Source organism: Raoultibacter timonensis (genome assembly GCF_022845715.1).
GTDB classification, from domain to species: Bacteria; Actinomycetota; Coriobacteriia; order Coriobacteriales; family Eggerthellaceae; genus Raoultibacter; species Raoultibacter timonensis.
Genome location: NZ_AP025564.1, coordinates 270,667 through 290,471 on the forward strand (window position 1 = coordinate 270,667; position 19,805 = coordinate 290,471).

Genomic DNA, 19,805 nt, shown 5'->3' on the forward strand with positions numbered 1-19,805 from the left:
GTTCTGCAATTGGTTCGGCCCCTTGCCCTTTAGAGGGGCCGAACCTCTTTCTCTCATTGGAAACGAGGTGTTTTAACTTGAAGAGAATCATTTGCAGCATCCTGCTCGCCGCGTCGCTCCTCGGCGCCCCCGGGATCGCCGAAGCGCTTCCCTCGCAGATCGTGAACGGCAGCTTCGACTACCCTTGGAAATCGCCGAGGCTCGACGGCGCGCCGAACGAGAGTCGTTTCAGGTTCTGCTACGTGGCGCCAGACGGCCGATATTACACGATGAACAACGAGATCCTGTACGGCAGGTTCAACGGTTTCGACAGGAACGCTTTCGGGTGGACGTCGAACGACCGCATGGATGAGAACTCGCCGGGCGAAATCAAGCTCTCCAACATCGTCGAGCTTCAGAAGGACAAGCACGGAAACGTCTACGCCGAGCTCGTGAGCGAGAACGCCGGAAAGCACATCTACCAAGATGTCGCAACCGTGCCGGGAGCCGTCTACCGCTGGTCGCTCAGGCACGCGAGCATTTACGGCGACCATACCGACAAGATGAGCGTGCTCATCGGCGCGCCGGGGAAGGAGACGGCCCAACAGGCCACCCGAACGTCAACTAACGGGTCCGGGGACAAGAAGGGCCCGGTGGGTACGGTTATCGCCACCACGCCGCCGGACGGGCGAAGCTCCACCACGACTGGATCCGACGCGGCGGGCGGCACATCGACGATCGACACATCCGGCCTTTGGGAATCGTATGAGGGCGTCTACCTCGTGCCGGAAGGCCAGACAACCACCCGCTTCACCTTCGCCGACGTCGAGGGCTACGACGTCGATTCGGGCAACTTCGTCGACGACATCGAGTTCGAGGTCGCCTATCCCGTCACCTACGACGTGAACGGCGGCAAGGGGAGCGTGCCGGATCCGGCTGCCGACAACTATTCGGGCTACCACGTCGAAGGCTCGAAGGTCGCCGTGAACGCGCCTTCGCCCCAGCGCGAGGGCTGTACGTTCCTCGGCTGGAGCGAAAAGAAGCTCGAGCCGGTGACGAGCAAGGATCAGGCCGACAAGGCGGGCGTCACGACATCGGTGACGATGAAGGATTCGGCGGTTACGCTTCACGCCGTGTGGGCGAAGAACCCCACCGTGACGTTCACGGACGGCCACGGCGGCTCCGTCATTGCAACCCAGAAGGTTTCGTTCGGATCGGGCGCCGAGGCGCCTTCCGATCCCGAGAAAACCGGCTACACGTTCAAGGGATGGCATGGTTCGTTCGACAAGGTGTATTCCGACACGACCATCGAGGCGACGTGGAGAGCGAACCGCTACACCATCGGGTTCGACGCCAACGGCGGCGATGGCTCGATGGACGACATGGCCATGACCTACGATAAGGCCAAGAGCCTCACGCCGAACTCCTTCACCAAGACCGGCTACACCTTCACTGGCTGGAACGCAGAGAAGGACGGGTCGGGCAAGGCGTATTCCGACGAGCAGGAGGCGAAAAACCTCACGGCAACTGACGGGGCCAGGGTGGTCCTGCACGCCCAATGGCGGCCGAACGAGTACACGGTCGTCTTCGACGCCAACGACGGTGATGCTGTGGGCGACATGGGCGAGCAGGAGTTCAGATACGACGCCGCGCAGGCGCTCCGCGCTTGCGGCTACGAACTCGAGGGGCACACGTTCACCGGATGGGGAACGTCGCCCGAGGGCGGACGGATCGATTACTCCGACCAGCAGGTCGTGAAGAACCTCACCGCCGAAGACGGCGGCGAAGTGGTGCTCTATGCTCAGTGGTCGATCGACACCTACCCCGTGGTCTTCACCGACGGCATGGGAGGCGAGTTGTCGCGCGACGAGGTGCCCCACAAGACCTCGGCGAAGGCTCCTGACGAGCCGGTGCGCACCGGCTACACGTTCGACGGCTGGGATGCGGACTTCTCCCGCGTGACCGCGCCGATGACCGTGAACGCGACGTGGCGCGCCAACCGCTACGCCGTGGCGTTCGACGCCAACGGCGGCCGCGGCCACATGGACGATCAGGAATTCGCCTACGACGAGGCGCAGGAGCTCTCCGGCAACGCCTACCGGCGCGCCGGCTACTCGTTCCAAGGCTGGTCGCTCGATGACGACGGGGCGATCGCCTACACCGACCGCCAAACCGTCAAGAACCTCGTTTCGGAAGACGGCGGCAAGGTTACGCTCCATGCCGTTTGGGACGAGGATGCTGATGTCGTTGTGAGCTATACCGTGAGCGACCCCGACCACGCGGAGCTCTCCAACGATTCCGACGAGCTCGCGCCGGCGACGGGCAAGCCGAAGGGCAGCACCGTCACGCCTGCGGAAGGATACCGCTTCGACGGGTGGGTCGACGTCTCAACCGGCGAGAAGGTCGGCGCCTCCCAGGAGTTCACGCCCTCTCGTGGGACCGACGGGTTGTGGCACGCAGCGACCTACGAGGCGCGCATCGCCCCGATCTCCTACACCGTGGCCTTCGACGCCAACGGCGGCGAAGGTTCGATGGACGGGCAGGCGTTCGCATACGACGAGGCGAAGGCCCTCGATGGTTGCGCTTTCGAGCGCACGGGCTACGCCTTCGCGGGTTGGGCGACCGAACCCGGCGGCGATGTCGCCTACGATGACGCCGAGGTTGTTTCCGCGCTCGCCTCCGAAGACGGGGCAACCGTCACGCTCTACGCCGTATGGGTCGAGAACCCCGATGTGACGATCGGCTACATCGCGGACGACTCCGAGCATTCCACGCCTTCCGTCTCTTCGGAGACGGTTGCCCCCGCCACGGGCGAGGCGAAGGGTTCGAGCTTGGCTGTCGCCGACGGATACGCCTTCGACCGATGGGAGGATTGGGCAGGCGCCGTCGTGAGCGAAGATCCGATCATCGTTCCCGAGCGCGGCGGGAAGGGGCTGTGGCGCACGAGCGAGTACACCGCCTTCGTCGCGCCGATCTCCTACACCGTGGCGTTCGACGCCAACGGCGGAACAGGAAAGATGGACGACCAGCAGATGACCTACGATGCCGCGCAGGCGCTGCGAAAGAACGCCTTCGAACGGCCCGGCTACATCTTCCTCGGGTGGAACACCGCCTCTGACGGTTCCGGAACCCCGTTCGAAGACGCCCAGGAAGTCGTGAACCTCACTTCCGAAGAAGGCGGCAAGGTCGTGCTTTACGCCCAGTGGGCAAAAAGGACGCTGGCGGTCACGTTCTACGACGGCCAGGGCCACATCATCGAAACCGACACCGTTCCCTACGGCGGGAAGGCGACGGCACCGAGCGAGCCCGTGCGCGACGGCTACGCCTTCGTCGGCTGGGACACCGATTTCGGATGCGTGACCAAAGACATCGACGTCACAGCGATGTGGAAGCCGGTGTCGGATGCCGCGATCGCAGCGGAGGCCGCGTCCGGCTCTTCTGCCGGCTCCGCTTCCGGCGGGGCGCCGCGCGCGACCACGCCCCTCGACCAGACGGGTGGCCCGGGCCTCGCGCTGGGATTCGCAGCCGCCGCACTCGCTGCGGGCGCAGGCTCGGCGTTCGCGCTCCGTCGCAAGCGCGCTTGCGACGGTCGAGACGAACGGTAAACGCATCGCCCCGTGGCGTCGGCATTCGACGCCACGGGGCTCTTTCTTGGAGGTTTCCAGATGCCTAGAAAGAAGAAGGGAAGGGTGCTCAACGCCATCCTGCTCGTCGTCGCGGCGGCCTGCATCGCCGTCGCGGCGGCGATCTTCGCCATGTATGCCTGCCAGGACGGTGCCTATGAAGCGCTCTCTGAACAGGCCGCTCCGCAAAGCGGGGAGGGCGGCGTCGACTGGGATGCCTTGCTCCAGCAGAACCCCGAGACGGTGGCGTGGCTTTCTGTCGAGGGGACTGACATCGATTACCCCGTCGTGCAGCCTGGAGAAGGCAAACCCTCCGACTGGTACCTGCATCACGACTTCTGGGGCAACCCTAGTCCGGTGGGCAGCCTCTACCTCGACCGCCGCGCCGACGCCGACGGCAGGCACATGCTCGTGTTCGGGCACCACATGGGGCTTTCCGGGCAGATGTTCTCGCCGATCTACGATACCTACAAGCAGGAGAAGTTCGTCGGCATCGGCGCGGCACACTGGAGCACACCCGATGGCGGTACCGTTGACTTCGAGCCGGCCATGGCCATGAGCGTCGACATGAGCTATGCGCCCATCCAGACGTTCGAGTTCGGCACGGTGGACGAGCTGCAATCGTGGCTCGAGGAGCTGTCCCACGACGCGACCGCCGTCTCCCCCGAGCTGGATGCCATGACCGGGGACGCGAGCAGGGTGCTCACGCTCGTCACGTGCTCGAGCGCATGGAGCGGGCAGAGGGCGAGGACGCTCCTGGTGTTTGTCGCCTGACCCGCGGCTGCCCGCTCGCATTTGAGGCGCCGGAAGTCAGCCGGCCTACTCGCCCTCGCTGAGCTCCGATATTGCGTAGCGAACCTCGACGGCCTTGTAGATCCCGTAATCGTTGCCCCTGATCCCGTCAATCATGTCGCGCTCCCAGGCCTCGTGCTCCCTCTCGTTGTATCGCTCGGCCGCCCTCTCGGCCTCGTCGCGCGTCCCGTACAGGCGCGCCCACCCGATCCAATTGGTCCACGGCCCCTTGTGGGGTTCCAGCGGGCTCGGTTCGAGATAGCGCACCTTGCCGCCCGGGCCGCGCTCCACTTGCACGGCATAGCAGCTGTGGTATTTCCTGCGTTTCCTGCCACCCATGACGTCTCCTCTCGACGGGCCGTCCCAGCCAGACCATACACCCCCGTGTGGACAGAAAACCTCACGGGGAGGCGAACGCTGGGCGGGCCGGACGGGGAAAATCGGCGACGCCCCCGGTGTACTACACCAGGGGTGCTTTTTTAAGCCCTTAAATGCGATTCTGTTGAGCCGTCTACCTGCGGATTCGCCCGGCGAACTTCCTTGCCTCCTCAACTGTGCCGAACTTGGCGATCGAGCGCCGGATCGCAAAGAAGTTCAATTGCTCCGCAACTGCATCTATTGCCGACAACCTCATTCGTAGTAACCAGGCTCTTTCTCCCATATCTGCCCCCAACCCGTGCTCTTTTTCGTGGATATGGGCATCTATTTCAGCGGTTGAGTAGCGGGCAGAGGGCGAGGACGCCCCTAGCTTTCGTCGCCTGACTTGCGACAGTCGGAGAGGGCTGGACCTCAGTCCTGGCCTTTGGCGGCACGGGCGGCGCGCCAGGCTTTGTGCTCGAGGCGCCAAGGATCGATAGAGCTCGCAACCTTGACGTGCAAGCCCTGAAGGCGCATCTGCTCGGCGTGCTCCCGCGCCTCTTCGACGGTATCGAACTCGGCGAGCTCCCTTATATTCGCAGGCCGCCCGCTTGCGTAGGCGGCCTGCGAATCCGAGGCTAGAGCTCGCCTCCGAACGCGTGCGAATGGTAGCGCAGAAGCGCCATGGAGCCGTTGAGGATCAGGACCGACGCCATGTCGAATCTCACCGGCACCCCGACGGTGCCCTCGTCGCCGTTGCGGCTGAGCCAATCCGCCGCATCCCTTTCGGCGTGGGCCCTGTGCGAGTGCGTCTCCTCGGCATCGGGCAGATCCTCTGCGCCGTGCAGGCGGACGATCACGGTGACGAACACCAGCGAGTCGCCGTCCCATGCGACGAAATCGGTCATGCCGATCCCCTTGTCGTCGATAATCTCCATGTCGCGCCTCCTCAGGTAATCCGATACCGTGTCTTTGGCTCGCTTCTCCGTTTCGACCATGCTTTCCATCGGTGCCTCCTTCGTTCGGGGCCGCCTTCCGGGCCCTGTGGCGCATCCGGCTGCACAGCTGCGCGCCGGGCGGCAAGGGGGAAAGAGAAAAACCTTGCGAGGCCGGAACGGGTTCGTCGAGGTTTTTATCGGCCCTTGCCGCAGGGGCGGTGCCGTGCGAACGTATGCGCTCCAGGAACCGCAAGGCGATCCGAACCGAGGCCGTTCGATGGGGCATGGCAGATGGCAGATCGGCCAGGTTTCCGGCATCGGCTCGTAAGCGGATAGGAAGTGTTCGACGGCGGCGCGAACGGTTCTCGCGACTGCCGGGCGGATCGAACGGCTGAAAAACGGCAGCGCCCCCGGTGCTGGACACCGGGGGCGCTTTTTTTAGGGCCTTAAACGCGATTCTGTTGAGCCGTCTGCCTGCGGGTTTACATGGTGTTCAAAAGCGGCATGGGCGGCTACCTCACCGCGCCGCAGGAGCACTTGTAGCCGATTACGACATCGTAGTAGCCAGGCTCTTTGGTCCACGAATCATAGGAATCGTCAACCAAGGATCCGCCAGGTCCTCCTTCGGCAAAATTCTTATCAGCCCATGCCCACGCTTCTGACTCGGAAGAGAAGGGGCCAACTAGATTTCCTCCGCTATTGATGTAGTAGCGTGGAATGCGCTGATACCCTTCGCCATCCTGCCACCGGCTCTCCACGATGGGGATATCATAGACGTGGGTGTGTGCGGGTGGCTGGGGTTCGCTGGACCCGCCGCCGTTGCCGGAGCCGCCACCGTTATTGTTGTTGCCGGAGCCGGAAGAGGACCCGCCGCCTGCGTTGCCGCCGCCCGAACTGGAAGCCGCGCCGCCGCCCGATGCGACCTGCTGCTTCTGCTCGGCCTTCTTCTGGTACTGCTGGCGCGCCGCCTCCCGCTTCTCCTCAGGCAGCGCCTCGATGGCGGCCTCGACGGCCTCCTCGTCCTCGGGATCGATCTTCTCAAGCGAGAACTCGATCTTCGCCGCTACTGACTCGTCGCCCTTCTTTTTCATTGGCTCTACCTTGAACGGAGCCGCATCGGGCAGCTTGTAGGTCGATCCGTCTTCGAGGGTCGGCACGTCGGCGAGCTCGGCGGTGTATTCGCCCGGCGCCAGCTCCAGGATGGGGCTCTCTGCGATGCCGTCGTCTTTCTTATATGCCTTCTTTGCCGCGTCGAACTGGTCTTCCGGCAGAGCCTCTATGGCGTCCTTCGCGCCCATGCCGCCGTTGCCGTCCGGCATGACGGCGAGCTTTGCAGCCTCGTTGCCGGCGGCATCCTTGACCACGAGCGTGAAGGTCCCGTTCTCGGGCTTCCAGCCATCGGCTTTGATGGAGACGCCCACGGGGCGCGGCTCTTTCGCCAGCTTCTCGGCATCGGCGTCGGGTGCTTCCTTCTTCTCGGCTTTCTGCTCCTGCGCGGCGGGCTGGCCCTGGTCGGCGCCGAGCGCGTACCAGCACCCGATTCCCAGCCCGGCGACGATCACCGCCGCAACGATGCCGGCGGTCGCCTTCTTCTTGGCGCTCCACTTGCGCTTGCCCTCGACAGGCGGCGCGTCCGTGCAATCGGCACCTCCGCTGCCGGCGTCGACCTGCTGCTCCGCTTCGGCCGCTTTCTCTTCTTGGATGTTCTCGGTGCTTTCGCCTTCCGTGTTCTCGGAGGTTCGCTTGTCTTCCATCTTCTGCGATCCTTTCTTGCATCGAACGCTTCCGTAAAAGCGCCCAGTAAAGTGTACTACCCGTGGGTTTCGATGTTAATATCCTGCTCTCTTCCCCCTTCCGATGCCATGCGAAACCTCCCCGTCAATCACCTGTCGGATGCAGGAAGGCGAGGTTTCCCTTCAAACGATTCGGGCGCGCCGCCGGCGCGCCCTGCGCACCTTCCGCGCGACGAAACGGCAGGCTGATGCGAGCGAGCGCACGATCCATGAGGCGATCGAGAACACGCCCCGCACAAGCGCCCATACGCCACTGAGGCAGAGGACCAGCCAGGCTCCCATCACCACCAGGTACGCGAACATGCTTCACTCCCTTCTGGGTTCACGGCGCTCGTCTTCGTATTCGCCTTGCCGGCACTCTTTTCGGTAAGGCTCGATCACGACGTAGGGGTTGCATCCTTTGAACACGACGACGGATCTGCCCGTCGCCGCGCACTTGCGGGCGAGTTCGTTGAAGTGCCCCCTCGCTTCGCTGATGCTCACGAAGCCGGTTTCGTCATAGTTCATGCGATCATCCTTTCGAATCTGCGATTCGCTCGCAAAGCTCCTCGACTTTCGCGTGGGTGATTAAGAGCTGTCCCGCGACAAGCAGGAGCGCGCTCGTTGTGAATCCCCTGCCCGCAAGGAACGAGAACACCCCGAGAAGCACCAGCGCCAAACCCACCAGCCTGTAGCCGAGCACCGTGCTGGAAACGGTTTTGCGGACTTCTCCGCCCGGCGCGCCGCCGTCGCGTTCCATGTTCACTCACCATCCTCATCGTCTGCGCTGCCCGCGCTCAAGTGCAAAGCGTAGGCATCCCATAGGACATCGTTCATGAAGTCCCAGAACTCCCTGTTGACGCGCAGCGGTGCGGTCGAACCCGCGAGAAGCCACCCTTTTCGCTGCCACTTGTTGCAGATTTCGACCTCGGACTGACGCATCTTCCCGATGTTCCAAGGCTGCCGGTTCACCACGAGGTATTGCAGGTACGGGATGAGCCGGAGTTCCCGGACCGTCATGGGATGCCCCAGGAAGTCCTTGTATTTCTCGGAAAGCTGCTCGTCAAGGCATCCCCGCCCGCGATTGCCGTTCTCGATCTTCATTGCGACTGTCCTTTCCCGCTTCTAATCGATAGCGTTGCCTACATCTGCTTCCGTTGACGTCGCGTCTTGTCGACGTCCATCATCCGCTCGCCACCCTCGCCCCGCAGTCGGGGTAGAAACTGTCCGATAGCCCGCGCAGCCTCTCCGTCGCCTCGCACTGGATTCCATCGTCAATCATCTTCACTCCAATCCCTCAGCTGCTCCGCCAGCCTCTCCGTCTCGCGCTCGCACTCGTCGCCGGTGCGGAAGTTTCCGTAGTGCGCCATGTCGAAGCCCACGAACCACGCGCCGTCGACGCCGAGGTTGCCTGTGTAGGTCACGCCGCCGTAGACGTCCGGCTCGCACGCCATGTCCCAGAACTCCACCCCGTAGAGCGGATGCCCCTCCGGCACCTCCACGTAGCCGCACGGCGCGCCGAGCATCCTGCACCGCCTCACGCACCGCATGCCGGCGTGCTCCCACTCGCGGACAGAATCCGCGACTGTCTTCGTCATCTCGTCTCCCTGCATTCCGCCTGCTGGGCGGCTTGCGGCCGTGCGGTCTTCGTCGCACATGTTCGGGGCTCCCTTCCTTCTCCGCCTCCCTTGGCTTCCTTCTACCCGGGAAGCCGTTTCTCAAGCCGTTTTTTAGGCTGTAAAAACAGCCTTCACAACCGCTCCACAATCAACCGCTGTAATCGGCGAGGGACGGGTCGTTTTCGAAGGCTTCGATCTCCGCATCGACGATCGCCCCGTCGTCCAAGGGCCCGGCGGCGGGCTCTTGGACGGCTGCGGGGCCCGCTTCCGTCTGGGATTCCTGCTCGGCCTGGAACGCGCCTGCCGCGAAGAGGACGCTGCGGCTCACGCCGAGCTCTGCCGCGCATGCTTCTTCGAGGTCGGCGACGCCCCATGTTTGCCCGGCGTCCGCGAGCCTGCCGCGCATCTGTGACTTCACGATGGAGGCGAGCTCGGCGATCTGGGAGAGTACGGCGGCATCCGCCTTTCCGTTTCCCAAGTAGAGCTTCTGGAGTGCCTGGATCTTCGCGAGGTTGACCAGCTCTTCCATGATTCGGACGAAGCGCGGCTGGCCGTCGTAGCTCACCCACACCACGTCGTCCATGTCCTCGGCGCACACGAGTTCGATGTAGTAGTCGTTGTAGATGCGACAGGGCACGCCGCGCGGATCCTGCTCGGCATGAGGGTCGGCGAGCTCGTCTTGCGACGGGCGCGCGGGCTCGTGATGCCTCACTTCGAGGTAGAGCCCGCCCGATACGTCGTCGAACCTGATGTCGATCTCCGGCGCGACGTTCTCCCCGAAGTTGTCGCCCTCGTAGCCGGTGTCGGGGAACCGGGTGATCTTCCCGTTTTTCCATTCGATCTCGATGAACGTGTTCATGCATCCTCCTTGCCGTCGGCTTTCGCTTCACGCTGCTCGGCGTGTGGCGCTTGCAATCAGTGCTTCTTGCCTTGGTTGCGATTGCGTGTCGGCGTGCCCTGCGAGCGGGCGCGCCCGCTCTCGCGGTTGCGATCCTGCGCCCTCTTCCTTCCCTGGTCGCCGGTTCCAGCGGGCGCGGGTTTGCCGCCGTGCGGGCGTGCGCCCGCATCGGGAACGTTCGCGAAGAAGCTGCCGTGCGCGGCGATGTCGCGCGCTTCGGCAAGGAGCTTCCGCTGCGCCATGTAGCCGCGCGAGCCTTCGCCGCCATCGAGCTTCTTGATGATCGAATCGAGCCGCGCAATCTCGCGGCCGTAGTCCTCGGCGCACCTGATCTTGTAGTCGTCGTTGACTTTGAGGGTTTTGGCGGCTTGGGCGACGGTGACGCCGCGCTCCACCACGACGGCGAGCTTCATGCTGTCGATGAACCCTTGCAGAACGTCGAACGCCTCGATCTCCTCGTCGCCGATGCGCGCCGCGACGTTCTCGCGCACCTGCGGGTTGCGCGGCGCCATGCGCGCGGCGTCGTCCTCGATGGACTTGGCGATGCCCGTCCTCGAATACGCTTTGCCGAGGCGATATCCCCTCACCTTCCAGCGCTCGGGGTTGGCGGGATGCGAGAACATCCAGTCGTCGCCCTTCTGCTCGACGGCGATGCCGAGCCTGTCGCACGCGTCAAGGAACTCCGCTTCGTTGCGGGATGTCCTGCGCGCGACTTGCAGGTTGTTGGCGAGGTCTTGCTTCCATGAGAACCGGCCCTGTCTCAGGAGCTTGCGTTCCTCTTTCGTGAAGTAGCGCCCCGCCTGCTGGATTTCCTTCCGTATCCTCTCGTTGACGTCGTTGTCGAAGTACCGCAGGCCCATGTCCTTCGCTATTTCTTGGAGCCTGTTCGGCAGCGTTCGCTCATTCGTGGCGTTGTCTATCTGCAATCGCCGTCCGCTGTCGAGGTCGGTGTTGTTGACGATGACATGGGCGTGGGGTACGTGGTTCTCGTTGTCGTCGTGGTAGACGACGGCGACCTCGAAGTTGCCGAGCCTTCCCGCGTTCGCGCCGTCGCCGAAGAACTCGCGCACCCAGCGCATCGTGAGCTCGCGCAGGGTGTCGACGTCCACGCCGTCTCTCGGGTCGGGGCTCACCACGAAGTGGTTGTAGGTGACGGCATCCTTCCCGCGCCACGCCCCGTCGTTGCCGAACTCCTCCCTGGTGCGGTCCATGACGTAGCCCCAGTTGCGCTGGTAGTCCTTGCCGTGTATGTTCACGAAGTCGTGGGCGATGGCGCGCGGGCGGCCGTCTTTGAGTTCGAGGTAGTCGCGGATGCGCACGCCGCACGCCTCGTGGGATCTCTTCGAGCCGAGCATCGGCATCAGCGCTCACGCCCTAAGGGGAGGTGCGCAAGCGCGCGGATGGCAAGTCTGCTCGCTTCGCCTTCGAGTTCGCGCCGCGTCTCCTCGATGCCTTCCAAGAGCGATGTTGCCTTCTTCATGTAGTGCGCCGCGTCCTCGGGGCGCATGAACCTGCGCGACGCGATGGTGTTCAGCGCGCGCACTGCCTGGTCGTAGTGGTAGCCCCACATCCGAATCTGCTTGGAAAGGTTTGCGATGGCTGCGCGGTCGAACACGACGACGCTTTCTGCATCGTCGGATCCACACGCTTCTTCTTGAAGTTCGACCGGCAGCGAGATAAGCGCCCGAACAAGCGCGGCAGGAGTCGTGTTCAGTCGTTCGGCGTTTTCACGGAGCATGCGATGCTCCGTCTCGTTCATGCGGACATGGACGTTTATATTGCGCGCTGTTCTTCTCGCCATGCTTGCAGCTTTCCCGGTTCTTCCCCGCGCAGCAGTGCGCGGGGCGCTTGCTTTCGGGCGCGAACGGGAGTGAGCTTGCTGGCGGAATCGCGATGCTGATGTGAGCGAGAGGCTTGCGCCCTGTCTTGATCCCCCGCGTCTGAGCGGGGGCGAGTGCCGGCTTGCCGGCACGTATAATGTAGCACAATCTGAAAGATTGGGCTACATTATACGGCTCTCGTGCTCGTACCCGTCGGCTTTGCCGACAGGTACGAGCCTCGCCCTCCCCGGCTAGGGGAGGGCCCGCCCGGAGGGCTCCGCGCCTGCGCGGATTCACCTCATCCCAAAGTCCCCCTGCGGTCGCGATCGCTCGCACTGAATGCAAGCCAATTGCGCGACCGGTCGGCGGTGACAGTGCAACTCCGCCGCCGATTTTCGTTTCGCGGGTTCGGGGGATTCGCCGCACATTCGCGCCGAAGGGTTCGGGATGGCGGCTCGGATGCGCGTTCGGTTTGCCCGGCGCAAAAACAAAAAGGGGGTTCGCACCCCCTTCCAAGATTCCCGTATTCTGTTACAGATTCAGATTCCGCCCGCGCCGTTCTTTGACGGCGCGGGCGCTTCTTCGCGGTTTCAGCCCACTGCTTTCCAAGTCATCTCCCCCGCGAGAATACACATCGATTCCCCGTCGAACTCGTAGCGGTACAGGTCGCCGTAGCTCTCGCCCTCCCATTCGATGTAGGAGCCTTTCTCCACGACGGGCGCGAGCGCCGCCATGAACTCCTCCTCGCACCCGGACTTGGTGTCATACGACACGAAGCAGATGCCGCCCTCGTTCTCCTCGACAGAAAAGCCGACGGCCTTTAGGATTTCGACGGCGCTGCCGAAAACCTCGTCGTAGTTCCACGGCATCCACGCAAACCATACGTTGGGGTTGCGGGCGATGCTCTTGGAGTGCTCGGGGCGGGTTTCGCAAGGAGGGTAGCAGCCGCCTGTTTTCAGCTCGTCGCGCGCGTTGAGCTCGCACAGCAGGCGGTACGCCTCCCCATAGTTCTCTTTCTTGATGGTGAAATCGCAGTCGGTGGTTTCGACGTAATAGCTCATGCTCTTCTTCTCCTTCCAGAGTGCGCGGCGCTTTCCGCGCCGCGCACCGTGACCTTACTTTAAGTCGCGCGCGCTCAACCCGAGTTCTTCGAGGTCGAACGACCTATCCGCCACGGGGTCGCACAGCCGCTTGGTTTCCGTGTCCACATAGAACGTGTTGAGCTCGAAGCACTCCATCGTCGAGATGCATTCCTCGCTCGCATCCTCCTCCGTGGCAAGCGAGCAATAGTGCGCCCCGCGAAGAACGGCGTTGCGGTAGCTCTGGCACAACGAGCGCTCGTAGACGATGAACCTTTCCATTGCCGAACCTCCTAGCCAATAAGGATGCAGCCGACCGGGATGCGGTACGCCTCGGCGGTGTCCGACCAGCAGATGCCCGGCCCCATTCCCTCGTAGAGGGGTCTTATATCGTTGCCCTCCTCGTCCGTGAACACGTACACCTCGGAGCGCCCGTAGCCGTGCCCTTTCAGTGCCGTGAGAGTTTCCAGCATGTCGTCGACGGTCAGTTTCCTCGCAACCATGTTCCCTCCTCCTTCTAAGCTTCGGTTCCGCGCTCGATGGCTTTCAGGCACCGCGCGAAGTCGGCGACCCAATCGTCCCTGCCGTCCGGTTCCACGCCGAGCGCGAGGCACAGGCTCTCTATGGCATCGCGCTCGTCTATCTTCGTGCCGGATGCCAAGCCCGCCATGATTGAATCCGCCACGCCGCCGATGACTTTCCCGATTGCGATTGCGGTCTCGCTCCTCGCGCGCTCGTGCATCTTCGCGGACTCTGTTTCTTTCATCTCTTGCCTCCGTCCTTTCCGCCCGCGCCTGCGAACCCCCTTTGGATTCGCGATTGCGACGCGCGCGTCGCAATCTGTGATTGCAGCAGCCGCCGGCGGCGAAGCGGGGTCAAGGGAGCTGCACGAAGCCCGCCCAAGCGGGCGCAACCCCCATAAGCGCCCGAAACGCAGGGCGCTTATGGCAGGTTTCGTGCGGCCCCTTGACGCAGCGCAGCTGACGGCGCAAGAAGAGGCCGCAAGGCGCTTTCGGATGGTGCGCGCGGGCTGCGCGGAGCGCAGAGCCGTCGGCTGTCGCGGCCTCTGCTGCGATGGGCCCGATCCGAAGGCGGTCGGGCCGCCCAGGCCCGGCGGGGCGGGGGTCCGGGGGAGGGCGGCAGGCCATCCCCCGGCTTGCCTGGCGGCTCCCCGCCGTTTTCCGCGCTTTCCACGAGGCTTTCGGGGTTCGGTGAAATCCCCGGCCTTGTGGGAAGGGTGGGAAACGGCGGGGCATGCCGGGCAAGCGCGTCGAGGGGCGCGCCGAGCTAGAGCGGAGTGCGAACAGGAGCTCCTCGCGGAAGACGGGGTTAAAAAGAAACGGCTTCGCAGCCAATGCCTGCGAAGCCGTTGCGGCAATTCTTTCGTTTCGCTTCAGCGCGATCTAGAAAGGGCATCATATGATTCCATCGACAGCAGTATCCCCTGCGTTTCCCGGCTCTCTCTGTCGACGAGGTACACCACGCCCAGCTCGTTTGCTATGTCGATCGCTTCGGCGAGGTTGCCCGCCTTCACCTCGTACATGGACTTGAGCATGGCTTCCATTTCGCTTCTGGAGCGCAAGACGACCTTCTGCTTCTTCTGGGGTCGCGGTTTTTTCGGAGGCAAAGCGCTTTCGGTCGGCTTCTGCCCCTGCTCCTCTTGGCCTGCTTGGGAAAAATCGTCTCCCATGTGCTCATCCTCCTTCGACGGCCTGATTCCTGTTTTCCAAGGTTCGGGCGGGCCTCTTTCGCGTTGAGTAGCCATGATCGCCGCCTCATTCCGACGTCTCGTCGGCGAGGTCGGAAAAGCTCGTTGCTCCTAGATTGCCGAAATGGCATACGAGGTAGTCCACGTTGTGTTCGTCGACCGGGTTGTTCCTCAGCGCCGCCAGGCCCTCGATGTCCTTCACGCCCGCGATTCTCAGGAATGCGGCGGCCAGCGCGTCTCCGCTGTCGTCCGGGATCTCCTGCAAGGTGACGACCGCCGACATTGCTAGGCCGCATATGATGCCGTCGCGCACGCCGTCCTGATAGCCGCTTCCAGGTGCCTCAGCCATCGACATACACCCCCTTCCCGCCGCACCGCATGAGTTTTGTTTGCATGCGCGCGCATTTCTCGTCGGCGCGTGCGGCGGCAATGCAGCAGCTCCAGGCGACGATCATGACCGCGCCGATTGCCCACATCATTTCGAGTCCCAATGCGCCACGGCGTCGCTCAGCCTTTCGCGCTGCCTGCGTCCGAGTCCGCGCACACGCCTGTTCGGCGCGATCTCGCATAGGGCCATGATGCACTTTGCGTTCTTCTTGCCGATTCTGGGCATGCTTTTCAAGAGCTCTTCCACCTTGATGTCCGTCGCCCGCCTGTCGGAGAGGGCGGCGGCGCGGTCGATTTCGCCTGATTTGACAAGCGCCTTGAACTGCGCGCGTTCCCGGCGCTTCTCGACGGCGACGCGAAGCGCCCGGCGCCGCTCTTCGTCGGTAATGTTCGGCACTCCACTCATTGCCCGCTCCCTTCGCCCTTGGCCGCAGGCTCGATGAAGATCTCGCTTTTCACCAGAATTTCGTCTTGGCTGCCGCCCTGCATGATCTTGCTGCTTGCGAATCTCAACGCCTCGCGGTCGTTGGTCGCTTCCACCTTGACCTCCTTCTGGTACGTTTTGACTATCCTCGCCGTGTACGACTTCATTCTTCCTCCCTCTCCGGCTCCGACCAGCCGGTCGAGCCTCTTCTCGTCGAGGTAGCGCGCTTTTGCCTCGCTCTTGGCCTCGCGGCACCGCTCGCAGCGGCAACCGACCCGGTATCCCGTGGTTGTACCGTGCCTCGGATCCCCGGGGTCGGCAAGCAACGCCCGCAGCTCCCTGCGCTCTTGGGGCAGCCTGCCGCTCGCCTTGGCCGCTCTGCAAAGCTCGCATCGGCATCCTCGGCTGTATCGGGCCATCGTTCCGTGCTCTGCGGCTGCCGCTTTTCTCCGCATGTGGTCCTCCCTTCGCTTCGGCGGGCGGCCTTTAGAAGGGGATATCCTCGTCGTAGACGTCCACGACGGGCGGCGGCGGAGTCACCGTTCCGTCTTCATGCAGGGTCATGGGGCCGTCGGCCGCAGCGGGACTCGCGCTGCGGCTCAGAAACTCGATCTCGTCGACGACGACCTCGAGCTTGGATCGGCGCTGGCCGTCGCGCTCCCACGACGAGTAGCGCAGCTTCCCCTCTACGGCGACCTTCGAGCCCTTCGTGAGGTACCGGGCTATCGCTTCGGCCCGGTTGCCGAACATCGTGCAGTCGACGAAGTTGGGATAGTCCTCCCACTCGCCCGTCTGCGGGTTGCGGCGGCGGTCGTTGACCGCCACGCCGAAGCCCAGCACCTGGGTGCCGCTCGCGGTTACGCGCAGCTCGGCGTCGCGGGTGAGGTTGCCGGAGATGTTGACGCGGTTGATAGCCATTTCCAATGCCTTTCTTCTCTTCCCCGACCGGGCGGGGACCGTTTTTTCTAGAAACCCTTGCCCGCAAGCTCCCTTTCGACAAGCTCGCGAACCATGTCCGAATAGGTCCTGTGCGGCGCGCCCGGCGATGCGAGGTACCGCTTGACCCGCCAGTAAAGGTCGTCGTCGAACACGGCGGTCATCCTGTGTTCGACCTCGTGGACCGCCGCAGCCTTCTCGGGGGCGGCGGAAGGCTCCGTCGCGGGTGGCGCTCCGAACCGAACCTGCTCTTCGACCAGGGCACGGGTCCGCCCCGCCGCGCGGGGGTTGCTGAAATCCTTACCTGCCATCTGCCACCTCCTCGAGGATTCCGTCGACCATGGCCCGGTAGTCGCCCGCCACTTCGCTTCGGGGGGCGTAGTCGAAGATGTCCGTGTAGCATGCCTGGGACTCGCCGATGGCGATCGCCTCGCGGATCGGGCGCGGGAAAACGCGGGTGCCGAGGTCTTCCGCCATCGCCGCAGCGCCCTCGGCCATGCCCTGGGCGAGCTTCGTGTTCGCGCGGTGCTGGGTGATGAGCACGCCCAGGATGGACAGCCCGGGGTTCGTGTAGCGCCTCGTCTTGTCTATGCTGTCCGCAAGGTCGGCGATGCCGTCGAGCGAGTATTCCCCCGCTATGGCGGGGATGACGACGCCGGTTGCGGCCGCGAGGGCGTTGTAGGCGAGCGTGTCGCGCGCCGGCGGCGTGTCGATCACGGCGAAGTCGAACCCGTCCGCCACCTTCGACAGCGCCTCGCGGAGGCGGTACAGCTTGTCGGGGTGGTTGCCTATGGCGGCGTCGATGATCGAGAGGTTCTTGTTCGCTCTGGACGCAGGCAGAAGGTGCCCGCGCCGAACCTCCAGCACCGACTCGCCGGGCTGCGCCTCGCCGGTCAGGACCTCGTACATGGTGGGCGCGTCCTCGGGAAGGGACTCCTCTCCGAGGAGCGTGCCGGTGAGGTTGGCCTGGGCGTCCATGTCGCAGGCGAGCACGCGGTAGCCGCGCTCGCTCAACCCCGCTACGAGCTGCACGGCGGTCGTGGTCTTGCCGACGCCCCCTTTCTGGTTGACGATCGCGAACGTGTACATGCTGCGGCTCCCTTCTCTCGCGGACGGCTGCGGATGCGCCTTCCGTTTCTGCTCCTTTCGTTGTCTATATATTAAACTAAAAACGGAGTTTGATTGTTTTACAAATGCGAAAATGCGCATTTTCATAAACCCTGCAAAATCAAACGCCAAATTAACAGGCATTATACGATTCCAAAATGCGAATATATGAACTTGCGAATACGATATAGCAATCAAACAATTAAATATAAAAGATTGTTTATATCATCAAAGACAGTTATGACGGACTCATGCCCCGCCTAGTTCCGATCCCTGCCCGCATCGGGTCGGCCGCTCTCGGCGCCCTGCCGCTCGCAACGCCGCCGCTCGTCGCGGCGGGGCACCGTTCCGGCGTCGGCTCTTCTGCCTTCGACGCATCGCCCTTCACATTCCCTACACATGCCTGTACTGCGCTCCCGGCTTCACCGGGTGCCTTCTCCTGTCGTGCGAAGATGCGAACGTGCGAAAACGCGCTTCCGCCGTCGAGCCAGATACCAGCTGCTCGCCTGCGCGCAGCGTTCGCAAATGCGAAGGTTGGAAAATGCGAAAAGGGCGATGGGGCGCTTGCAGGGGTGTATCGGCGATGGGGGGGGGCGGCTGAGTTTTCCGCCCCGAAACGAAAAAACCCGCCCGATCGGCGGCTACCGGGGCGGGCGGGTGTACAATCTGTGGCAAGCCCGGAGGTGTTACCAGCACCTGCGGGACTGATTCGAGGGGGATAGGCCTCGGCTTCAGCGCCACATGGCGATTATACCATGCGCACGTTCGCCGCGCATGCAGATAATGTGTCGGTTTGCGCTGCTCAGAAGCTGAAAAGAACCCAAGGCCCCTGCGAATCGCGGGGGCCTTTTGCGTCCCTGCCACGGTAGACCATAGAGCCGTGCCCGGACGGCAGCGCGAAAGCGTTTGAAAAGGCCCGCGTAAGGCGGCGAATATCCGAGGCCGAAGGCATCCGTCAGGCGCAGTGCATCTACCACGGCGCGGCGGGGCTCGCCCGCGATGCGAGAAGAGAGGCTGGAAGTCTATGAGGCTTCCCGCGCCGCCGAAGGTCCGATTTCCGGGCCGGGGCGGCCTGCAAGGGATAGATGAGCAGGTAAGCCGGGAAGCCGCCGCGAAGCGGTTCCGCATAGGGCGAACCATGTCGCGCCTGCGGGCGGTTCCCGACGCTTCGGTGCGGCGGCCTCGCGCCTTCTTCCTTCCATTTGAAAATTAAAACCGACGTAGTGGAGCGCCGGTCGGAGTGTGGTAAACGCGCAGCGTTTTCCACACGGAGACGTTCGAAGGCGCGAAACGGTCATGCGGTTGTGGGAAACCCGAAGCGCAGCGCAGGGTTTTCCATGGCCGCCAGGCAGCCTTCGGGACGGACAAAACGGGTTCGGCGGATAGCCGAGAGGGAATCGAAGAGGGTTTCTCCCGGCTCCGATAGCCTATCTGAACAGCTCGTCGTGCGTTCCGGTTCTCTGCATGACCGCCATATCGCCCTTCACGCTCCAGATGAGAAGCCAGTCCCCGGCGTTGCACACGTGGCATTCGTTGCTGCCCGACCACTTGCCGGACAGCGTGTACATGTTGCGGCACCTTTTCAGCTCCGATATGGACTCGGGGGTGTTCTCGAGGATGAGCGCGATGACGGCTTCCAGAGGCTTGTCGTCCACATGTTTCTTGTCAAGGCGCTTGAGGTCGCGTTTGAACCTCTCGTCAAATTTTGCAGCTAGCATGCTTATTTCCTCGCAGCGTCAAGGAGCTCTCGGGCGGTTTTGAAGCCTTCGCCCGGTCGATGGCTTGCGAAGATCTCTTCCGTTTCCCTGATCGCCTCCAGGCTCTCCTCGTTGGGCTCCTCGCTGCGCAGCGTGAGCGGGATGCTCTCGGTGCGGACCATCTGCTTCCAGAAAGCTCTTGTCACGCTGGCGAGGTCGAAGCCGTAATGCTCGGCGACGCGTGCCGCGTCGCCCTTGAGCGCATCGTCGACCCATATGGGATAAGTCACGGATGCCATAGCATTCTCCTTTCGGTGATGATGTATATATAGCGTATATACATTGCATTACAACCGATTGATTGTATTCAACCATTCACAACAGCGCATCTTCGCAATTGCGAAACTGCGAAACCGCCATGGGCAAGGATTCGACCGTCGAGGCTGGGACGTTCGAGAAGCGGCTCGCTGCGGGATTCTTGACGAATCTGCTCTTCCCAAGAAGGCTGGAGAGGGGCCTTCTCAACGAGGTGCAGATCGAGGTGCACGGCAGGATAGAGCGATTCGCCTTCGATATCGTCCGGTGCGCCGCATCGTGAAAAACCGAGTCGCCTTCACGATGATTCGCCTATGCCTTCTATTCCCTTGCTTACGTGCTGGGAGATAATAA

27 protein-coding genes are annotated in these 19,805 nt (G+C 63.2%); 3 read left to right on the forward strand and 24 right to left on the reverse strand.

Annotated elements, in window-relative coordinates; translation table 11 throughout:
• Positions 1 to 77 precede the first annotated feature (77 nt).
• The gene (locus MWL89_RS00905; RefSeq protein ID WP_244411379.1) at positions 78 to 3,584 is read left to right on the forward strand and encodes an InlB B-repeat-containing protein; all 3,507 of its coding nucleotides are present in this window, start codon (positions 78 to 80) and stop codon (positions 3,582 to 3,584) included.
• A 60-nt stretch (positions 3,585 to 3,644) separates the two neighbouring features.
• Positions 3,645 to 4,376, forward strand: a complete 732-nt coding sequence (locus MWL89_RS00910) for a class B sortase (protein WP_244411380.1) — start codon at positions 3,645 to 3,647, stop codon at positions 4,374 to 4,376.
• Between the two features lie 45 nt (positions 4,377 to 4,421).
• On the opposite strand, the gene MWL89_RS00915 is transcribed toward MWL89_RS00910, so the two are convergent.
• The 24 genes from MWL89_RS00915 to MWL89_RS01030 all read right to left on the reverse strand — a co-directional run bounded on the left by MWL89_RS00915 (position 4,422) and on the right by MWL89_RS01030 (position 19,435).
• Positions 4,422 to 4,733, reverse strand: a complete 312-nt coding sequence (locus MWL89_RS00915; RefSeq protein ID WP_244411381.1) for a hypothetical protein — start codon at positions 4,731 to 4,733, stop codon at positions 4,422 to 4,424.
• Between the two features lie 656 nt (positions 4,734 to 5,389).
• Positions 5,390 to 5,758, reverse strand: coding sequence for a PDDEXK family nuclease (locus tag MWL89_RS00920; RefSeq protein WP_244411382.1), 369 nt, complete (start codon positions 5,756 to 5,758; stop codon positions 5,390 to 5,392).
• 443 nt (positions 5,759 to 6,201) lie between these two features.
• Entirely contained in the window at positions 6,202 to 7,443 is a 1,242-nt protein-coding gene (locus MWL89_RS00925) for a hypothetical protein (RefSeq protein ID WP_244411383.1), read from the reverse strand.
• A gap of 162 nt (positions 7,444 to 7,605) precedes the next feature.
• Entirely contained in the window at positions 7,606 to 7,785 is a 180-nt protein-coding gene (locus tag MWL89_RS00930) for a hypothetical protein (protein ID WP_244411384.1), read from the reverse strand.
• 3 nt (positions 7,786 to 7,788) lie between these two features.
• Positions 7,789 to 7,989, reverse strand: coding sequence for a type II toxin-antitoxin system Phd/YefM family antitoxin (locus tag MWL89_RS00935; RefSeq protein ID WP_244411385.1), 201 nt, complete (start codon positions 7,987 to 7,989; stop codon positions 7,789 to 7,791).
• A 4-nt stretch (positions 7,990 to 7,993) separates the two neighbouring features.
• Positions 7,994 to 8,227 (reverse strand): hypothetical protein, encoded by a 234-nt coding sequence (locus tag MWL89_RS00940; RefSeq protein ID WP_244411386.1) that lies wholly within the window; start codon positions 8,225 to 8,227, stop codon positions 7,994 to 7,996.
• Positions 8,224 to 8,565, reverse strand: a complete 342-nt coding sequence (locus tag MWL89_RS00945) for a hypothetical protein (RefSeq protein WP_244411387.1) — start codon at positions 8,563 to 8,565, stop codon at positions 8,224 to 8,226. The genes MWL89_RS00940 and MWL89_RS00945 overlap by 4 nt, the downstream gene beginning before the upstream one ends.
• A 170-nt stretch (positions 8,566 to 8,735) precedes the next feature.
• On the reverse strand, positions 8,736 to 9,059 hold the full coding sequence (locus MWL89_RS00950) for a hypothetical protein (RefSeq protein WP_244411388.1): 324 nt from the start codon (positions 9,057 to 9,059) through the stop codon (positions 8,736 to 8,738).
• A gap of 169 nt (positions 9,060 to 9,228) precedes the next feature.
• Positions 9,229 to 9,939: a hypothetical protein gene (locus MWL89_RS00955; RefSeq protein ID WP_244411389.1), complete on the reverse strand. Its 711-nt coding sequence runs from the start codon at positions 9,937 to 9,939 to the stop codon at positions 9,229 to 9,231.
• Between the two features lie 56 nt (positions 9,940 to 9,995).
• Positions 9,996 to 11,339, reverse strand: a complete 1,344-nt coding sequence (locus MWL89_RS00960) for a relaxase/mobilization nuclease domain-containing protein (protein ID WP_244411390.1) — start codon at positions 11,337 to 11,339, stop codon at positions 9,996 to 9,998.
• Positions 11,339 to 11,779 (reverse strand): hypothetical protein, encoded by a 441-nt coding sequence (locus MWL89_RS00965; RefSeq protein WP_244452961.1) that lies wholly within the window; start codon positions 11,777 to 11,779, stop codon positions 11,339 to 11,341. Before MWL89_RS00965 ends, MWL89_RS00960 begins: the two co-directional genes overlap by 1 nt.
• Before the next feature lie 609 nt (positions 11,780 to 12,388).
• Positions 12,389 to 12,859, reverse strand: a complete 471-nt coding sequence (locus tag MWL89_RS00970; protein WP_244411392.1) for a hypothetical protein — start codon at positions 12,857 to 12,859, stop codon at positions 12,389 to 12,391.
• 54 nt (positions 12,860 to 12,913) lie between these two features.
• Positions 12,914 to 13,159 (reverse strand): hypothetical protein, encoded by a 246-nt coding sequence (locus tag MWL89_RS00975; protein ID WP_244411393.1) that lies wholly within the window; start codon positions 13,157 to 13,159, stop codon positions 12,914 to 12,916.
• 11 nt (positions 13,160 to 13,170) lie between these two features.
• Positions 13,171 to 13,380: a hypothetical protein gene (locus MWL89_RS00980; protein WP_244411394.1), complete on the reverse strand. Its 210-nt coding sequence runs from the start codon at positions 13,378 to 13,380 to the stop codon at positions 13,171 to 13,173.
• 14 nt (positions 13,381 to 13,394) lie between these two features.
• On the reverse strand, positions 13,395 to 13,643 hold the full coding sequence (locus MWL89_RS00985; protein WP_244411395.1) for a hypothetical protein: 249 nt from the start codon (positions 13,641 to 13,643) through the stop codon (positions 13,395 to 13,397).
• A gap of 627 nt (positions 13,644 to 14,270) precedes the next feature.
• Entirely contained in the window at positions 14,271 to 14,567 is a 297-nt protein-coding gene (locus tag MWL89_RS00990) for a hypothetical protein (RefSeq protein ID WP_244411396.1), read from the reverse strand.
• Positions 14,568 to 14,652: 85 nt separating this feature from the next.
• Positions 14,653 to 14,934 (reverse strand): hypothetical protein, encoded by a 282-nt coding sequence (locus tag MWL89_RS00995; RefSeq protein ID WP_244411397.1) that lies wholly within the window; start codon positions 14,932 to 14,934, stop codon positions 14,653 to 14,655.
• A 126-nt stretch (positions 14,935 to 15,060) separates the two neighbouring features.
• On the reverse strand, positions 15,061 to 15,378 hold the full coding sequence (gene mihF / locus MWL89_RS01000; RefSeq protein ID WP_244411398.1) for an integration host factor, actinobacterial type: 318 nt from the start codon (positions 15,376 to 15,378) through the stop codon (positions 15,061 to 15,063).
• Positions 15,375 to 15,851 carry a hypothetical protein gene (locus MWL89_RS01005; RefSeq protein ID WP_244411399.1) on the reverse strand — a complete coding sequence of 159 codons (477 nt, stop codon included), beginning with the start codon at positions 15,849 to 15,851 and terminating at the stop codon, positions 15,375 to 15,377. The genes mihF and MWL89_RS01005 overlap by 4 nt, the downstream gene beginning before the upstream one ends.
• 31 nt (positions 15,852 to 15,882) lie before the next feature.
• A complete protein-coding gene (locus MWL89_RS01010) occupies positions 15,883 to 16,314 on the reverse strand; it encodes a single-stranded DNA-binding protein (protein WP_244411400.1) in 432 nt (143 codons plus the stop codon).
• A gap of 47 nt (positions 16,315 to 16,361) precedes the next feature.
• Positions 16,362 to 16,643 (reverse strand): hypothetical protein, encoded by a 282-nt coding sequence (locus tag MWL89_RS01015; protein ID WP_244411401.1) that lies wholly within the window; start codon positions 16,641 to 16,643, stop codon positions 16,362 to 16,364.
• Positions 16,633 to 17,421: a ParA family protein gene (locus tag MWL89_RS01020; protein ID WP_244411402.1), complete on the reverse strand. Its 789-nt coding sequence runs from the start codon at positions 17,419 to 17,421 to the stop codon at positions 16,633 to 16,635. The genes MWL89_RS01015 and MWL89_RS01020 overlap by 11 nt, the downstream gene beginning before the upstream one ends.
• 1,445 nt (positions 17,422 to 18,866) lie before the next feature.
• Complete coding sequence (locus MWL89_RS01025; RefSeq protein ID WP_244411403.1) at positions 18,867 to 19,157, reverse strand: type II toxin-antitoxin system RelE/ParE family toxin; 291 nt, start codon at positions 19,155 to 19,157, stop codon at positions 18,867 to 18,869.
• A gap of 2 nt (positions 19,158 to 19,159) precedes the next feature.
• Positions 19,160 to 19,435, reverse strand: coding sequence for a type II toxin-antitoxin system RelB/DinJ family antitoxin (locus MWL89_RS01030; RefSeq protein WP_244411404.1), 276 nt, complete (start codon positions 19,433 to 19,435; stop codon positions 19,160 to 19,162).
• Positions 19,436 to 19,554: 119 nt separating this feature from the next.
• On the opposite strand from MWL89_RS01030, the gene MWL89_RS01035 reads away from it, so the two are divergent.
• Positions 19,555 to 19,734, forward strand: a complete 180-nt coding sequence (locus MWL89_RS01035; RefSeq protein ID WP_244411405.1) for a hypothetical protein — start codon at positions 19,555 to 19,557, stop codon at positions 19,732 to 19,734.
• Positions 19,735 to 19,805 lie beyond the last annotated feature (71 nt).

What these genes read in the sequence shown, in the direction of transcription:
- MWL89_RS00910 (WP_244411380.1), top strand. Translation starts at nt 3,645, where the DNA reads ATGCCTAGAAAGAAGAAGGGAAGGGTGCTCAACGCCATCCTGCTCGTC.
- MWL89_RS00915 (WP_244411381.1), bottom strand. Translation starts at nt 4,733, where the DNA reads ATGGGTGGCAGGAAACGCAGGAAATACCACAGCTGCTATGCCGTGCAA.
- MWL89_RS00920 (WP_244411382.1), bottom strand. Translation starts at nt 5,758, where the DNA reads ATGGAAAGCATGGTCGAAACGGAGAAGCGAGCCAAAGACACGGTATCG.
- MWL89_RS00925 (WP_244411383.1), bottom strand. Translation starts at nt 7,443, where the DNA reads ATGGAAGACAAGCGAACCTCCGAGAACACGGAAGGCGAAAGCACCGAG.
- MWL89_RS00930 (WP_244411384.1), bottom strand. Translation starts at nt 7,785, where the DNA reads ATGTTCGCGTACCTGGTGGTGATGGGAGCCTGGCTGGTCCTCTGCCTC.
- MWL89_RS00935 (WP_244411385.1), bottom strand. Translation starts at nt 7,989, where the DNA reads ATGAACTATGACGAAACCGGCTTCGTGAGCATCAGCGAAGCGAGGGGG.
- MWL89_RS00945 (WP_244411387.1), bottom strand. Translation starts at nt 8,565, where the DNA reads ATGAAGATCGAGAACGGCAATCGCGGGCGGGGATGCCTTGACGAGCAG.
- MWL89_RS00950 (WP_244411388.1), bottom strand. Translation starts at nt 9,059, where the DNA reads ATGACGAAGACAGTCGCGGATTCTGTCCGCGAGTGGGAGCACGCCGGC.
- MWL89_RS00955 (WP_244411389.1), bottom strand. Translation starts at nt 9,939, where the DNA reads ATGAACACGTTCATCGAGATCGAATGGAAAAACGGGAAGATCACCCGG.
- MWL89_RS00960 (WP_244411390.1), bottom strand. Translation starts at nt 11,339, where the DNA reads ATGCCGATGCTCGGCTCGAAGAGATCCCACGAGGCGTGCGGCGTGCGC.
- MWL89_RS00965 (WP_244452961.1), bottom strand. Translation starts at nt 11,779, where the DNA reads ATGGCGAGAAGAACAGCGCGCAATATAAACGTCCATGTCCGCATGAAC.
- MWL89_RS00970 (WP_244411392.1), bottom strand. Translation starts at nt 12,859, where the DNA reads ATGAGCTATTACGTCGAAACCACCGACTGCGATTTCACCATCAAGAAA.
- MWL89_RS00975 (WP_244411393.1), bottom strand. Translation starts at nt 13,159, where the DNA reads ATGGAAAGGTTCATCGTCTACGAGCGCTCGTTGTGCCAGAGCTACCGC.
- MWL89_RS00980 (WP_244411394.1), bottom strand. Translation starts at nt 13,380, where the DNA reads ATGGTTGCGAGGAAACTGACCGTCGACGACATGCTGGAAACTCTCACG.
- MWL89_RS00985 (WP_244411395.1), bottom strand. Translation starts at nt 13,643, where the DNA reads ATGAAAGAAACAGAGTCCGCGAAGATGCACGAGCGCGCGAGGAGCGAG.
- MWL89_RS00990 (WP_244411396.1), bottom strand. Translation starts at nt 14,567, where the DNA reads ATGGGAGACGATTTTTCCCAAGCAGGCCAAGAGGAGCAGGGGCAGAAG.
- MWL89_RS00995 (WP_244411397.1), bottom strand. Translation starts at nt 14,934, where the DNA reads ATGGCTGAGGCACCTGGAAGCGGCTATCAGGACGGCGTGCGCGACGGC.
- mihF (WP_244411398.1), bottom strand. Translation starts at nt 15,378, where the DNA reads ATGAGTGGAGTGCCGAACATTACCGACGAAGAGCGGCGCCGGGCGCTT.
- MWL89_RS01005 (WP_244411399.1), bottom strand. Translation starts at nt 15,851, where the DNA reads ATGCGGAGAAAAGCGGCAGCCGCAGAGCACGGAACGATGGCCCGATAC.
- MWL89_RS01010 (WP_244411400.1), bottom strand. Translation starts at nt 16,314, where the DNA reads ATGGCTATCAACCGCGTCAACATCTCCGGCAACCTCACCCGCGACGCC.
- MWL89_RS01015 (WP_244411401.1), bottom strand. Translation starts at nt 16,643, where the DNA reads ATGGCAGGTAAGGATTTCAGCAACCCCCGCGCGGCGGGGCGGACCCGT.
- MWL89_RS01020 (WP_244411402.1), bottom strand. Translation starts at nt 17,421, where the DNA reads ATGTACACGTTCGCGATCGTCAACCAGAAAGGGGGCGTCGGCAAGACC.
- MWL89_RS01025 (WP_244411403.1), bottom strand. Translation starts at nt 19,157, where the DNA reads ATGCTAGCTGCAAAATTTGACGAGAGGTTCAAACGCGACCTCAAGCGC.
- MWL89_RS01030 (WP_244411404.1), bottom strand. Translation starts at nt 19,435, where the DNA reads ATGGCATCCGTGACTTATCCCATATGGGTCGACGATGCGCTCAAGGGC.
- MWL89_RS01035 (WP_244411405.1), top strand. Translation starts at nt 19,555, where the DNA reads ATGGGCAAGGATTCGACCGTCGAGGCTGGGACGTTCGAGAAGCGGCTC.